The following is a 14,717-nucleotide window of genomic DNA, read 5'->3' as shown; positions in this document are numbered from 1 at the left end:
TGAGCCGATTGTCGTTACGGAAACAACTGCTCTTTGAAGACGGGTTCACAGTCCGCATGCGACGGGCAATGCAGCCTTTCCAACCTTCTCGACCACCGCCCCGGTGCTGATCTCCGGCCCCGGCGTCGCGGCTTGAAGCGTTACGCCTGCCTTGCCCAGCAGCGCCTGCATGGCAGCCCCGACGGCAATCGCGTAGGCGCGCTGCGGCGCGACCCCTGCAATCAGCACCTTGTCCGAGGGGTTGGCCGTCACCAACCCGGCAAGACGACCCTGGCGATCGAAGACCGGGCTGCCCGCCTGGCCGGGTTGCAGCGGCGCGAACACCGCCTCGCCGGCGCCGAGGCGCACGGATTGTCCCGGCAAGGCCATCGCCGTGCGCTGCCCGCCGGAATCGCCGAAAGCCATCAGCACGAAGCTCTCCTGCGCCACCAGCGCCTCACTCCGAAGGCCTGGAGGAGCTCCGGCCGCAGTGCCGTCGACATCCAGCAAGGCAAGGCCGCTCGCATCGTCCTTGATGCGCAGCCGCGCCGGCCGACCGGAAACCTTGAGCGATTTGCAGGAGTCGATCGCCGCCGTCGCAGTCAGGACGAGCTTGTCCGAGATAGCGAGGCCGACACCGAAGCGCTCCGTCGGCCTTGCCCCGACCACGACCGGAGGCGCCGCGCCTGGCGTCGCCACGCTCGCGACCGCAGGACCCGCCGTTGCAGGCGCAGGCCCGGTCGGAAAGGGTTCGAAGCTGCTGGCAATGGCGATGACGAGCTTGTCGATGCTCGGCGCGAGAGCCTTGTCGTAGCCGATCGAGAAGCCGCGCAGGCCGCCCGGCCCTGACGACAGGCGCCGGTAGAACCGACCCGACGGCGTCTCTCCGGTGACCACGAAGAAATCCGGCCGGAGCAGCTTGTAGGTGATTTTCCGCCCTGGAACGGCCGCGCTTGTGGCCTTCTCGAACAGCGCCTCGACAGTATCGCCTGCCGGTGCCGTGCTCGTGTCGAGCGTCACCCTGCCATCCTCGCTCTGCCAGCGGCCACCACCGGTCGCGGTCGCCTCGCGGCGCGGCAGCAGCTTGGTCGGAATGCCGATGCGTATGCCGGTGCGTTCGTCGGTGATGACGCGAAATCCCGCCGCCTCGCGCGCCGTCCCCGCCGCCTGCGCCAATGCCCGGCGCTCGACGGGCGTCAGGATACCGTCCGGTGCGCCGCGTGAGCCGGCCTTCAGCGCGTTGATGCCACGAAAGGTCAGCGGCCCGTAAGAGCCGCTAACCGCGCCGTTGAAATGTCCCGCCCAGATCAGGTCGTTCTGGATCGCCTTGCGTTCGACCTCGGGCAAGGCGTCGAAGGCAGCCTGCGCCGCGGCAAGTTGCGGATTCGCCGCAGGTTGCGGCTGGGCTTGCGCGAGCGCCGGCAAGAACAGCAGCCCGGCAGCGACGAGCAGCCCCCTTGTCCCAAGCGAAGACCTCAACCCCGTCGCCATCACGCGCTCCCCTGCAATCGGCAGCATTGAAGCGTCATTGCCGGCGCATCCGCAACTGATCTCGTCAGGCGAGCATTTCGCGGACCAGCGGCATGACCCGGCGTCCATAGAGCTCTATGCAGCCCATGAGCCTGTCATGGCTAAGAGGCCCGGCGCTGTATTTCATCTGGAAGCGCGCCGCATCGAGCGCCTTGACCGTCGCGGCGATCTTGCGCGCGACCGTCTCTGGCGACCCGACATAGAGCGAACCGTAGTCGATCTCCTGATCGAACTCGGCGCGGTTCATCGGCGGCCAGCCACGCTCGCCGCCGATCCGGTCGCGCATCCGCTTGTAATCCGTGAAGAACTCCTCGCGCGCCCGCTCGTCCGTTTCCGCCACATAGCCCGGCGAATGCACCCCGACCGGCGGCACCGGTTTCCCCAGTTGCGCGAAAGCGCGATGATAGAGATCGACATAGGGCCGGAAGCGCGCCGGATCGCCGCCAATGATCGCGAGCATCAGCGGCAGGCCGTAGCGGGCGGCACGAACGACGGATTCGGGACTCCCGCCAACCCCGATCCAGGTCTTCAGCACCCCGGTTTCCAACGAGGGAAAGACGCGCTGGTTCTTGAGCGGCGGCCGCGTCGTGCCCGACCACGTCACCGCATCCTGGCTGATCAGTGCCGCGAAGATTTCGAGCTTCTCCTCGAACAGGGTTTCGTAATCGCGCAGCTCATAGCCGAAGAGCGGGAAGGACTCGGTGAAGGAGCCCCGGCCGAGAATGACCTCGGCCCGTCCGCCCGACGCCGCGTTGAGCGTCGAGAAACGCTGGAACACCCGGATCGGATCGTCGGAGCTCAGCACCGTGACGGCTGAGCCGAGGCGGATCCGCTCTGTGCGCCCGGCAATCGCCGCAAGCACGACCTCCGGCGAGGAAATGGCGAAATCCGCGCGATGATGCTCGCCGACACCGAAGAAATCGACCCCGACCTGATCGGCCAGCATGGCCTCGTCGATCAGGTTGCGGATGACCTCTGCGTGCGGCAACGGCTGGCCGTCCGCCCCGGAGGTGACATCGCCAAACGTGTCCAGGCCCAGTTCGAGAGGCTGTGTCATGCACATGTCCGTTCAGGCTTGCTACGGTCGAGGGAGATTGTGCCGAGATGAGCCCGGCAGAACGCATCCGCACCAATTGAGGCGCAGGACGCGTGCTTTCAAGGAGGCCCGCCATGCGTGCCGGTTCAGAGCCTCAGGCAGCGGATGCGCGGCTGGCTCCGCCTATGCTGCAGACACTCCGTCATCAGCTTTCACGTTGCACCGGCGAACACGGATGCTAGCCTTTGGTGATACCGCGCCGCCCGTGCGACTGCGCGACACTATCGATGACGACAGGCCGGACTGGCCGAAGGGACTGATCATGACCTTGCTCTCCCGGCTCGCGCTGATTCTCGGTCTTGCCCTCGCCGCCACCCCGGCGCTCGCCCAGAAGGCCTATATCCGCAACGATCTCCAGGCTGACGGGCAAAGGCTCGAGGAACGCCTGAAGCGCGACGTCTCGGCCAGCACACGCCCCGCGGCGGTCGCGCTGCGTGACGGCGAAGCTGCGCTCTCCCGAGGCGATGCCCGTGCCGCCCTGCCCCAGGCCAATGCCGCCGTCGTCGCCGATCCCCAGAATTCCGCCGGCTGGCGCCTGATGGCACGCGCCGCCAATGCGATCGAGCCGCGTGACTATCGTGAGCGCTGGGAACTGCGCGAACGCGCGATCAGTGCAGCCTACCTAGCCTATCAGCGCGCAACCTCCCGCCCGGACGAAGCAGCCTCGCTCGCGGTGCTCGCCCGCACCTTCGAGCGCAACGAACTCTGGCGCCCGGCCCTGACCGCCTATCGTCTCAGCCTCGATCTCCAGGACAATGCGCAACTGCGCACCGCCTATGAAGGCCTGCGCGAGAAGCGCGGCTTCCGCTTGCTCTCCAACAAGGTCGATGCCGATGCGGCGAGCCCGCGCGCCTGCTTCGAATTCTCCGAGCCGCTCGCCCGCGGGCGTGTCGACTTCGCGCCCTATGTCGCGATTTCCGGCGGCAAGGGCGATTTCGCCGTCAGCGCCGAGGAGCGCCAGATCTGCGTCGACGGCCTGCGCCACGGCGAACGCTACGCGTTCGTCATTCGCCAGGGTGTACCTTCCGCACTCCCCGACGAGAAGCTGCTGAAATCCGCCGATTATGAGGTCTATGTCCGCGATCGCACACCGTCAGTGCGCTTCACCGGCAAGAACTATGTGCTGCCGCGCACCGGTCAGCAGGGCATCCCGGTCGTCTCCGTGAATGCCGACAAGCTCGACCTCGAAGTCATGCGCATCGGCGACCGCAACCTGATCAACTCCGTCCATTCCGACGATTTCCTCAGCCAGCTCGGCAGCTACAACGCGGGCCAGATCGCGTCCGACAAGGGCCAGCGCGTCTGGGCCGGCGCGATGGACGTCAAGTCCGAGCTCAACAAGGATGTGATCACCGCCTTCCCGGTGCTGGAAGCGGTCGGGCAGCTCAAGCCCGGGGTCTACGTGATGTTTGCCAAGCCGACGGGCGGACAGGCCGCGCAGCCCTCGGGCGACGGCGACTATGACGACGGCTCGACCCGCGCGACACAATGGTTTGTCGTCTCCGATCTCGGCCTGACTTCCTTCTCCGGTCCCGATGGCGTGCATGTGCTGGCGCGCTCGCTCGCCAACGCAGCGCCGATCCCGAATGCGGAGCTGCGCCTCATCGCCCGCAACAACGAGGTGCTCGCCACCGCCCGCACGGATGCGAAGGGCTATGCCCGCTTCGATGCCGGCCTTGCCAAGGGCCAGGGCGGCAATGCGCCGGGCCTCGTCACCGCCCTGCTCGACGAGGATTATGGCTTCCTTGACCTGAAGCAGACTGCCTTCGATCTCTCCGATCGTGGCGTGAAGGGCCGCGTCGCCCCGGCCGGCCTCGACGCCTATCTCTATACCGAGCGCGGCGTTTATCGCTCCGGCGAGACCGTCTATCTCACCAGCCTGCTGCGGGATTCCGCCGGCGCTGCCGTCACCGGCCTGCCGCTGACTCTGGTGGTGAAGCGACCGGACGGTGTCGAGTACCGCCGCCGTCAGGTCGAGGATCAGGGTGCCGGCGGGCGGGCTCATTCCATCCCGCTGATCTCCGGCGCGCAGACCGGCACCTGGCGCGTCCAGGCCCATGCCGACCCGAAGGGCGCAGCCATCGGCGAAGTTTCCTTCCTCGTCGAGGATTACGTGCCCGAGCGCCTCGAGCTGACGCTCGCGCCGAAATCACCCGTGCTCCAGGCCGGCGAACCGGCCGAGATCGATGTCAATGCACGCTATCTCTACGGCGCGCCGGGCTCCGAGCTCGACGTCAACGGCTCGACCACGATCCGCGCCGCCGCGAAATCCGCCATCCCGGGCTTCGCCGAGTTTCAGGTCGGCCTCACCGACGAGGCCTTCGAGTCGATCCAGAGCGACCTCGAGGAGAGCGCCACCACCGACGCCGCAGGCAAGGCCACGATCTCGGCCGGCGTGCAGCAGCCCGAGACCAACCGCCCGCTCGAGGTCGAGATCACCTTGCGCGTCGGTGAGCCGGGCGGCCGCGCCATCGCCCGCTCCGTCACCTTGCCGATCGTGCCGAAGGGCGCCGCCATCGGCGTGAAGCCCCTGTTCAAAGATGGCGAGCTCGGCAATGGCCAAACGGCGAGTTTCGACGTCATCATGGCCAATGGCGACGGCCGCCGCCTTGCCAAGCCGGGCGTGAAATGGACGCTGTCCAAGGTCAATCGCAACTATCAGTGGTTCTTCCAGGATGGTCGCTGGAACTATGAGGGAGTGAAGACGACGCGCCGCGTCGCCGATGGCGAGGTCGCCGTCAGCGAGACGGCCGCGGCCCGCATCGCTGCCCCGGTTCAATGGGGCAATTACCGGCTCGACGTCGCCTCCGATGGCTCCGACGCGACCGAGACCAGCGTCTCCTTCACCGTCGGCTATGAGAGCGACAAGACCGCCGACACGCCCGATGTGCTGGAGGTCGCGCTCGACAAGCCGTCCTATGCGATTGGCGAGACCATGCAGGTCAGGCTCTCGCCGCGCTTCGCGGGCAAGGCAACGCTCGCCGTCGTCGGCGACAAGCTGAACGAGATCCAGACGATCGACATCGCTCCCGACGGCAGCACGGCCTCGATCCCGGTCAAGGCGGAATGGGGTGCGAGCGCCTATCTCGTCGCGTTGGCCCACCGCCCGATGGACACCGCCGCCCAGCGCCTGCCCGGGCGCGCCATCGGCCTGTCCTGGTTCTCGATCGGCAAGGAACAGCGCACGCTCCAGGTCGACCTCGGAGCGCCCAATCTGGTGCGCCCGCTCTCGACGCTGTCCCTGCCGGTCAAGGTCAGCGGGGCACGCGCCGGCGAGGAGGCTTTCGTCACGGTTGCGGCGGTCGATGTCGGCATCCTCAATCTCACCCGCTTCGAAAGCCCGGACGCCAGCAAGTACTTCTTCGGCCAGCGCCAGATCGGCCATGAACTCCGTGATCTTTACGGCTATCTGATCGACGGCATGCAGGGCGTGCGCGGCACCATCCGCTCCGGCGGTGACGCAGCCCCTGCATTGCAGGGCGAGGCGCCTACGCAGGAGCCGCTCGCGCGCTATTCCGGGGTGGTCAAGCTCGGCCAGGACGGCACTGCGAAGATCGATTTCGAACTGCCCGCCTTCAACGGTTCGGTCCGCGTCATGGCTGTCGCCTGGTCGCAAGGCCGCACCGGCCAAACCAGCACCGACGTCATCGTGCGCGACCAGATCGTCGCCCAGGCGACGCTGCCGCGCTTCCTCGCGATCGGCGACCAGTCGCGCTTCCATCTCCAGATCGACAATGTCGAGGGACCCGCGGGCCCCTATCTCGTCGATCTCGACGTGAAGGGGCCCGTCCTCGTTGCCGCCGATGCAACACGGCGCACGCTGACGCTCGCGGCCGGCGCCAAGAGCCAGATGACGATCCCGGTCACGGCGGCGGGTCTCGGCCGCGCCGAGTTCGATGTCCGGATCAGCGGCCCGAACGGCGTCGGTACCGTGCAGAACCTCGCGGTGCGCGTGCAGCCCTCGGCCAACACGATCGCCCGCCGCATCGTCCGGCCGATCCCCGGCAATGGCGGCTCTATCACCGTGTCGTCGGACCTCCTCGCCGATCTCGTACCGCGCTCCGGCCAGGTCTCTGTCTCCGTCTCGCCGCTGGCCGCGCTCGACGTGCCGGCGATCCTGAAGGCGCTTGACCGCTACCCTTATGGCTGCACCGAGCAGACCGTCAGCCGCGCCTTGCCGCTGCTGCATGTCAACCGGCTGGCCAGTCTCGAGCAGCTCGCGCTCGATGCCAATGCCGACGAGCGCGTCAACGGCGCGATCGAGCGCGTGCTCACCCGCCAGGGCGGCAACGGCTCCTTCGGGCTCTGGGGTGTCGGCGGCGAAGACCTCTGGCTCGATGCCTTCGTTACGGACTTCCTGACCCGCGCCCGCGAGCGCCAGTTCAACGTTCCGCAGATCGCCTTCAATCTCGCGCTCGACCGGCTGCGCAATCAGGTCGTCAACACCAGCGAGATCAACAAGGAAGAAGCCGCCGGCATCGCCTATGCGCTCTATGTGCTCGCGCGCAACGGCCGACCCGTGATGGGCGACCTGCGCTATCTCGCCGACAACAAGCTGGCCGAGTTCGCCTCGCCGCTGGCGCGCGCACAGATTGGAGCGGCACTCTCGCTTCTCGGCGATCGCGGTCGCGGTCGCGCCGCCTTCACCAGCGCGCTTGCTGGCCTCCAGGAGGCGCGCGACGATGGCCTTTCGCGGCCCGATTACGGCTCGCGCCTGCGCGACGGCACGGCGGTCCTGACCCTGATCGCCGAAACCAATGGCGAGCGTGCCGACATCGCCCGCGCTTCCGCAATCGTCGAGAGCGCTCGCGGCTCCGCCCGCTACACCTCGACCCAGGAGAACATGTGGATGGTGCTGGCGGCACAGGCCATGGCCAAGGAGGCCGAGGGCATGGCGCTGACCGTCGACGGCACCGAGCGCAAGGGCGCCTTCTACCGCACGCTTTCGGATGAGGCGCTGGAAGCAAAGCCGCTCGTCATCGCCAATCCCGGCGCCGCCTCCGCACAGGCCGTGATCACCGTTGCCGGCATTCCGACCGCAGCCGAGCCCGCCCTGAATCAGGGCTTTGCGCTGGAGCGGACCTATTACACCATGAAGGGCGAGAAGGCTGATCCGGCGCGTCTGCGCCAGAACGAGCGCTATGTCGTCGTGCTGGGGGTGACCGAGCCCTCGGTCCGCTACGGGCGGCTGTTGCTGGTCGATCCTCTGCCGGCCGGGCTCGAGATCGAGAATGCCAATCTCACGGAGGGGGCATCGACGCAGGGGTTGAGCTGGCTGAAACAGGAGGTCACGCCCGTCCACACCGAGGCGCGCGACGATCGCTATGTCGCAGCCTTCGAACGGCCTGGCTCGTCCAACCAGCCGCTCTCCTTCACCGTCGCCTATATCGCGCGCGCCGTCTCGCCCGGCCGCTATGTCGCGCCCGCAGCCGCCATTGAGGACATGTACCGTCCCGACCGCTTCGGCCGTACCGCCTTCGGCACGGTCGACATCGCCTCGGCCAGGTAAGGACGCGAAAGCTCGTGATCGCGCAGGACGCGCATAACGGCATCGCATCTCCCTCCCCTTCGCAGGGCGGAAGGGGTCGACGTCGCTGGCTGAAACCCGTTGCGCTGGCATCGGCGTTCGGGCTTGCGCTCATGGGTTTAGCTGCCGGGTCCGTTGCCTTCTACGCCTCGACCCTCCCCCCACTCGACGTCTCGGCAGCGCATGATCGCTCGACCGTGGTGCTCGATCGCGAGGGCAAGCTGCTGCGCCCCTTCCTCACCGCTGACGGTCGCTGGAAGCTTCCGGTCGGTGTCGAGGATGTCGACCCACGCTATCTCGCGATGCTGAAGGCCTTCGAGGACAGGCGCTTCGACAGCCATTCCGGGATCGACCCGGTCGCGATGCTGCGTGCCGCCGGGCAGATGCTGATCAATGGCCGCATCGTCTCCGGCGGCTCGACACTGACCATGCAGGTCGCGCGGCTGCTCGAACCGCGCGAGGAGCGTTCGCTCGCCGCCAAGCTGCGCCAGGCCGTGCGAGCGATTGAGCTGGAACGCCGCTTCAGCAAGGATCAGATTCTCGATCTCTACCTGGCGCTCGCGCCCTTCGGCGGCAATCTCGAAGGCCTGCGCGCGGCAAGCATCGCCTATTTCGGCCGCGAGCCGAAACGCCTTTCGACTGCGGAAGCCGCCCTGCTCGTCGCGCTGCCACAAGCACCGGAGCAACGCCGTCCCGACCGCTTCGCCGAGACCGCCCGCAAGGCGCGCGACAGGGTGCTCGCCCGCATCGAGGCAGCAGGCCTCGTGACGCAGTCCGAAGTCGCGGCCGCGCGTGATGAGCCGGTTCCGACCGCACGAAGGGCCTTTCCCAATCTGGCGCCGCATGTCGCCGAGCAGGTCGTGGCCGAGGCACCGACCGTTCGCCGCCACCACCTGACCATCGATGCAAGGCTGCAGGCCAATCTCGAACAGCTTGCCCGCGAACGCAGCCTCGGCCTCGCCCCGCAGGTCTCGATTGCCGTTCTCGCCGTCGACAACGAGACCGGTGAGATCCGTGCCTCGGTCGGCGGCGTCGATTATTTTGCAGCCGAGCGCGCCGGCTCGCTCGATCTCACCCGTGCCCTGCGCTCGCCGGGTTCGGCCCTCAAGCCCTTCATCTATGCGCTCGCCTTCGATAACGGCCTCGCCCATCCCGAGACCATGCTGGAGGATCGGCCGGCGCGTTACGGGCTCTATGTGCCGGAGAATTTCGATCTCGGCTTCCAGGGCATGGTCAGCGCGCGCAAGGCCTTGCAGCTTTCGCTGAACGTCCCGACCGTGGAATTGCTTTCGTCACTCGGCCCGCAACGTTTCCTGTCGCGGCTGCGCGATTCCGGCGTCGCGATCGCCATGCCGAAAGAGGGCGGTGCGCCAGGGCTCGCGGTGGGCCTTGGTGGTCTCGGCATCACCCTGTCCGACCTGACGCGGCTCTATGTCGGCCTCGCCCGCGGCGGCGAGATGCTGCCGCTCAAGGTCAAGGCCGGCGATCAGCCGGCCGGAGAGGCGCCTCGCCTCGTCGATCCCGTCGCAGCCTGGTATGTCGCCGACACGCTCCTAGGCGCTCCGCCGCCGCTCAATGCCGCACCAGGGCGTATCGCCTACAAGACCGGCACATCCTATGGCTATCGCGATGCCTGGGCCGTCGGCTTCGACCGCAAGCACACGATCGGCGTCTGGGTCGGCCGCGCCGATAACGGAGCCGTGCCGGGGCTCGTCGGGCGCGTCGTCGCGGCACCGATCCTGTTCGATGCCTTCGCACGTCTCGGCCATGATCCGCGGCCATTCCTGCAGCCGCCGAACGCCATCATATCCTCGACATCGAACCTGCCGCCACCGCTGCGCCATCTCCGGCAGGACGTGCCCAAGACGCTGACCGCACTGGCCCGCCCTGGCCTCACGCTGGCCTTCCCGCCGGAAGGCGCGCGCATCGATCTCGCGGCGTCGGCCGTCGACGGGCACGCGCTGCTCAACCTCAAGGTCGCCGGGGGCGCCCCGCCCTATACCTGGCTGGTCGACGGGGCGCCGGTGACCGCACCGACCCGCCGCCGTGAAACCGCCTGGCAGCCCGGCGGCAAGGGCTTTGTCCGGATTTCGGTGATCGACGGCGCAGGCGCGAGCGAGAGCGTCTCGGTCAGGCTGCAGTAGCGCAAGGCATCAGCGCGGACTGAGCGATCCAGGCGCCGGCGATGCGGCCTGGATCGCCTTTCCGCAGAGTTCATTCCGCGGGCTGGACCTGTGTCTGGCCATGCGCCGCGTCCTCGCCGTGCACGGGCCGATGCGCCCGCGCCAGATAGCTATAGGCGACCGGCACCACATAGAGCGTCAGCAGGGTGCCGAAGGTCATGCCGCCGACGATGACCCAGCCGATCTGAGAGCGGCTTTCGGCACCGGCGCCATGGGCGAGTGCCAGCGGCACCGCACCCAGCACCATCGCGCCCGTCGTCATCAGGATCGGCCGCAGGCGCAGTTCCGCGGCCTCGACCAGCGCATCGACGAGGTCCTTGCCCTCCTCGCGCAACTGGTTGGTGAACTCGAGGATCAGGATGCCGTGCTTGGTGATCAGGCCGACGAGCGTGATCAGGCCGATCTGGCTGTAGACGTTGAGCGTGCCACCGCTGAAATACAAAGCCGCCAGCGCGCCCGTGATCGAGAGCGGCACCGAGACCATGATCACCACCGGGTCGATGAAGCTCTCGAACTGCGCCGCCAGCACCAGGTAGATGAAGCCAAGCGCCAGGAGGAACACGATCGCGATCGAGGAGCCGGCCTGCTTGAACTCGCGGCTCTGGCCGGAATAGTCGATCTGCACCGATTTCGGCAGCACCTTGGCGGCCGCCTGCTCCAGGACGGCCAGTCCATCGCCGAGCGAATAGCCCGGCGCCGGCACCGCCGTGATCGTCGCGGAGCGCAGCTGGTTGAAGCGGATCAGCTCCTTGGGCGCGACGTTCTCCTCGATGCTGACAAGGCTGGAGAGCTGCACCACCGTGCCGTTGCGACCACGCAGATAGATCGACTGCAGCGCCTGGGGCGTGTTGCGATCCTCCCCGGCGACCTGCAGCATCACGTCATACTGCTCGCCGTTCATGTTGAAGCGCGTCACCTGCCGTCCACCGAGCAAGGTCTCCATCGTCCGGCCGATGATGTCGACGCCGACGCCAAGATCGCTGGCGCGCTGCCGGTCGATCGAAACCTTGATCTGCGGCTTGTCCAGGATGAGGTTGGATTCGAGGTTGGTCAGCACCGGCGAGGAGGACGCCTCCGCGATGACCGCATCGACATAGTTCTTGATCTCGGCATAGGAATCCGAGGAGCGCAGCACGAACTCGATCGGCTTGCTGTTGGCTCCGCCGCCGCCAAGCGAGGGCGGATTGACCGCGAAGAGGCGGATGCCCGGAATCTGCGACAGCCCGCGATTGATCTCGGCAACGAGATCCTGCTGTTTGCGGTGGCGCTCTTCCCACGGCTTCAGCCGCGCGAATGCGATGGCGCGCGTCACGTCGGGGAAGCCGGTGATGACGAGATAGCTCTCGACCTCAGGAAGATTCTTGAAATACTCCTCGACCTGCCGCGCATAGCTCGCCGTGAAGCTCAGCGTTGCGCCCTCAGGCGAGACGCCGATGGCGTTGATCGTGCCACGGTCCTCCACCGGAGCCAGCTCCGAGCGCAGGTTGGTGAAGAAGTAATAGCTGCCGCCCGCAACACAGAACGCCAGCAGCACGATGACCGGGCGCATCGAAAGCGCCCCACGCAGCGAACGGCGATAACCGCTGGAAAGCGCATCGAAACCGCGCTCCAGCACGTTGTAGAGCCAGCCATGCGACTCGTGCGGCTTCAGGAGTTTGGCGCACATCATCGGCGTCAGCGTCAGCGCGACGAAACCGGAAACGAGCACCGCCCCTGCCAGCGTCAGGGCAAACTCGATGAAGAGCTTTCCGGTGCGCCCGGTCGAGAACGCCATCGGTGCATAGACCGCTACCAGCGTCAGCGTCATCGCGACGACCGCAAAGGCGATCTCGTTGATGCCGCGGATCGCCGCCTTGCTTGGTTCCATGCCGTTCTCGACATGGCGGTGCACGTTCTCCAGCACGACGATCGCGTCGTCGACTACGAGGCCGATGGCGAGCACCATCGAGAGCAGCGTCAGCGTGTTGACGGTGAAGCCGAGCGCATACATCAGCGCGAAGGAGCCGATCAGCGAAACCGGGATCGTGACCAGCGGGATCAGCGTCGCGCGCAGCGAGCGCAGGAAGACGAAGATGATCAGCACGACGAGGACGACCGCCTCGCCGATCGTGGTGTACACCGCCTGGATCGAGCGATCGATGAAGATCGAGGTGTCGTAGGAGGTCGCGATCGCCATGCCGTCGGGCAGATCATCGGTGATCTCCGGCAGCGCCGCACGAACACCGGAGGAGACATCGAGCGGATTGGCCGTCGCCTGCTTGACGATGCCGATCGTCACCGAAGGGCGGCCGGCGAACCAGGCGGCGTTACGCTCCTCGCGCGCGCCGAGCTCGACCTTCGCGACATCGCTCAGCTTCACCGGAAATGCGCTGACATCCTTGATCACGATCTGCTGGAATTGCTCGGGCGTGGTCAGGCCGGTCTGCGACAGCACCGTGAACTCACGGTCGTTGCTCTCGATGCGGCCGGACGGGATCTCGACATTCTGCGCCCGCAGCGCCGCCTCGATCTCCTGTACGGTGATATTGTAGGCGGCCATGCGGGCCCGATCGAGCCAGATGCGCATCGCATATTGCCGTTGGCCGAGAATGCGCACTTCGGCGACGCCGGTGATGTTCTGCACCCGGTCGGCAATGAAGCGGTCGGCGAAGTCGGTCAGCTCCAGCGGGCTGTGCCGCGTGCTGGTCAGCGACAGATACATCACCGGCTGGGCGTCGGCCTCGACCTTGGCGATGATCGGCTCGTCGATCTCGTCCGGCATGCGCCCACGCACGCGGCTGACGCGGTCGCGCACGTCGGAGGCCGCGACATCCGGATCCACGTCCGGACGGAAGCGCACAGAGATGCTGCTGCGCTCCTGACGGCTGTTCGAGGTGATGATCTCGATGCCCTCGATGCCCGCGATCGAGTTCTCCAGGATCTGCGTGACCTGGGATTCGATGATCTCGGCGCTGGCGCCGCGATAGGTCGTGTTCACCGAGACGATCGGCTCGTCGATGTTCGGGTATTCGCGCACCGTCAGCCGGCCATAGGAGACGATGCCGATGAGGATGACGAGCAGGCTGAGGACGGTCGAGAGAACCGGCCGGCGGACGAAGAGCGCAAACAGGCTCATCGTGCGTCGCTCGTCTGCACCGGAGCCGGAGCATTCTTGACGGCAACGGCCGAGCCGTCACGCAGGCGCATCTGGCCGGCCGTGACGATCTGCATGGTCGGGGTCAGCCCCTTCACGATCTCGACCTTGCCCGGAAGGCGCTTGCCGAGTTCGACCGGCATGCGCTTCGCCTTGCCGTTCTCGACCACGAAGATCATCTTGCCGGTGCCATCGGGGACTACGGCAGTCTCCGGCACGACGAGCGCGTTCTCGCGCTGGTCGACGATGATGTTGATCCGCGCGAACAGGCCGGGCTTCAGGACGCCGTCGCCGTTCGGGATGGTGGCGCGCAGCCGGATCGCACGGCCGTTCACATCGACGATCGGATCGATCGCGAAGATCGTGCCGGTGAAGCCGGTGTCGGGCAGCGCATCGACCTTGAGCTGGATGGTCTGCCCGACCTTGACCCGTGTCAGGTAAATCTCGGGAACCCGGAAATCGACCTTCATCGGGTCGGTTGCGGTGAGCGTGATCAGCTCCTTGCCGACCGAGACATAGTCTCCGACGCTGACCGAACGCAGGCCGACAACCCCGGTGAAGGGCGCACTTATGGCGGTCAGAGCGCGGCGCGAGGTCGCGAGCTGCAGGCGGGCCTCGCTGGAGGCCAGTTGCGCCGTCGCCTGTTCGAGCGCGACCTGCGTGCCCGAGCCACGGTCGACCAGCGCCCGGTTGCGCTCATAGGTATCGCGCGCCAGCCGCAGATCCGCCTCGGCCAGTTTCACTTCGGCGTCGAGGATCGCCCGGTCGAGCTTGACCAGTTCCTGGCCCTTGGTGACGCGCTCACCTTCCTTGAATCCCAGTGCCACGACCCGGCCGGCGATCTCGGGAGCGATGACCACTGTTTCATTCGCGGTCAGCGTGCCCAGCGCCTGGACCTCTTCATTGACCGTTACGGCCTCCACCCGGCTGACCTCGACGGGCACGCCGGCAGCCTGCGGGTTCGCCACCGCGCGCGCTTGCGCAGGCTGCGCGCCAGCCTTGAAGCTGCGGTAGCCGTAATAGCCGCCGCCAGCGACGCCGGCGATCAGGAGGACAAGGACAAGCCGCTTCATAGGTCAGGGTGCTCCGGTATCGTCGCAAGCCCTATGGGACTGGACGATGCAGTTCAAATTACAAATCCGTAAGTGTGGTTTCATGACGGCCGCGACGGTTTAGTGAACCAACCGGCTTTTTCGCATGCAAGACCGGAACCAAGACACGAAACAAGTCCGGAATGGGCTGCTGGCGGCAGATTTCGGGGGTCTGTGG

The 14,717-nt window shown here is 66.8% G+C and carries 6 protein-coding genes; 2 read left to right on the top strand and 4 right to left on the bottom strand.

Annotation, left to right across the window (positions count from 1 at the left end):
- Window positions 1-45: 45 nt before the first annotated feature.
- Window positions 46-1,497: a S1 family peptidase gene (locus AB4118_RS01235; RefSeq protein ID WP_441488005.1), complete on the bottom strand. Its 1,452-nt coding sequence runs from the start codon at window positions 1,495-1,497 to the stop codon at window positions 46-48.
- 37 nt (window positions 1,498-1,534) lie between these two features.
- Window positions 1,535-2,566 carry an LLM class flavin-dependent oxidoreductase gene (locus AB4118_RS01230; RefSeq protein ID WP_441488004.1) on the bottom strand — a complete coding sequence of 344 codons (1,032 nt, stop codon included), beginning with the start codon at window positions 2,564-2,566 and terminating at the stop codon, window positions 1,535-1,537.
- 301 nt (window positions 2,567-2,867) lie between these two features.
- On the opposite strand from AB4118_RS01230, the gene AB4118_RS01225 reads away from it, so the two are divergent.
- Together AB4118_RS01225 and pbpC are read left to right on the top strand one after the other, a co-directional pair.
- Window positions 2,868-8,114: an alpha-2-macroglobulin gene (locus AB4118_RS01225; RefSeq protein WP_441488340.1), complete on the top strand. Its 5,247-nt coding sequence runs from the start codon at window positions 2,868-2,870 to the stop codon at window positions 8,112-8,114.
- Window positions 8,115-8,245: 131 nt separating this feature from the next.
- Window positions 8,246-10,276, top strand: coding sequence for a penicillin-binding protein 1C (gene pbpC, locus AB4118_RS01220; protein WP_441488003.1), 2,031 nt, complete (start codon window positions 8,246-8,248; stop codon window positions 10,274-10,276).
- 70 nt (window positions 10,277-10,346) lie between these two features.
- On the opposite strand, the gene AB4118_RS01215 is transcribed toward pbpC, so the two are convergent.
- Together AB4118_RS01215 and AB4118_RS01210 are read right to left on the bottom strand one after the other, a co-directional pair.
- The gene (locus AB4118_RS01215; RefSeq protein WP_441488002.1) at window positions 10,347-13,430 is read right to left on the bottom strand and encodes an efflux RND transporter permease subunit; all 3,084 of its coding nucleotides are present in this window, start codon (window positions 13,428-13,430) and stop codon (window positions 10,347-10,349) included.
- Entirely contained in the window at window positions 13,427-14,521 is a 1,095-nt protein-coding gene (locus AB4118_RS01210; protein WP_441488001.1) for an efflux RND transporter periplasmic adaptor subunit, read from the bottom strand. The genes AB4118_RS01215 and AB4118_RS01210 overlap by 4 nt, the downstream gene beginning before the upstream one ends.
- Window positions 14,522-14,717 lie beyond the last annotated feature (196 nt).

Origin of the sequence: Allobosea sp. 2RAB26 (assembly GCF_052115465.1) — a bacterium.
Taxonomy (GTDB): domain Bacteria; phylum Pseudomonadota; class Alphaproteobacteria; order Rhizobiales; family Beijerinckiaceae; genus Allobosea.
Note: the sequence above shows the minus strand (reverse complement) of the source record. Positions and strands in the feature narration are given on the sequence as shown.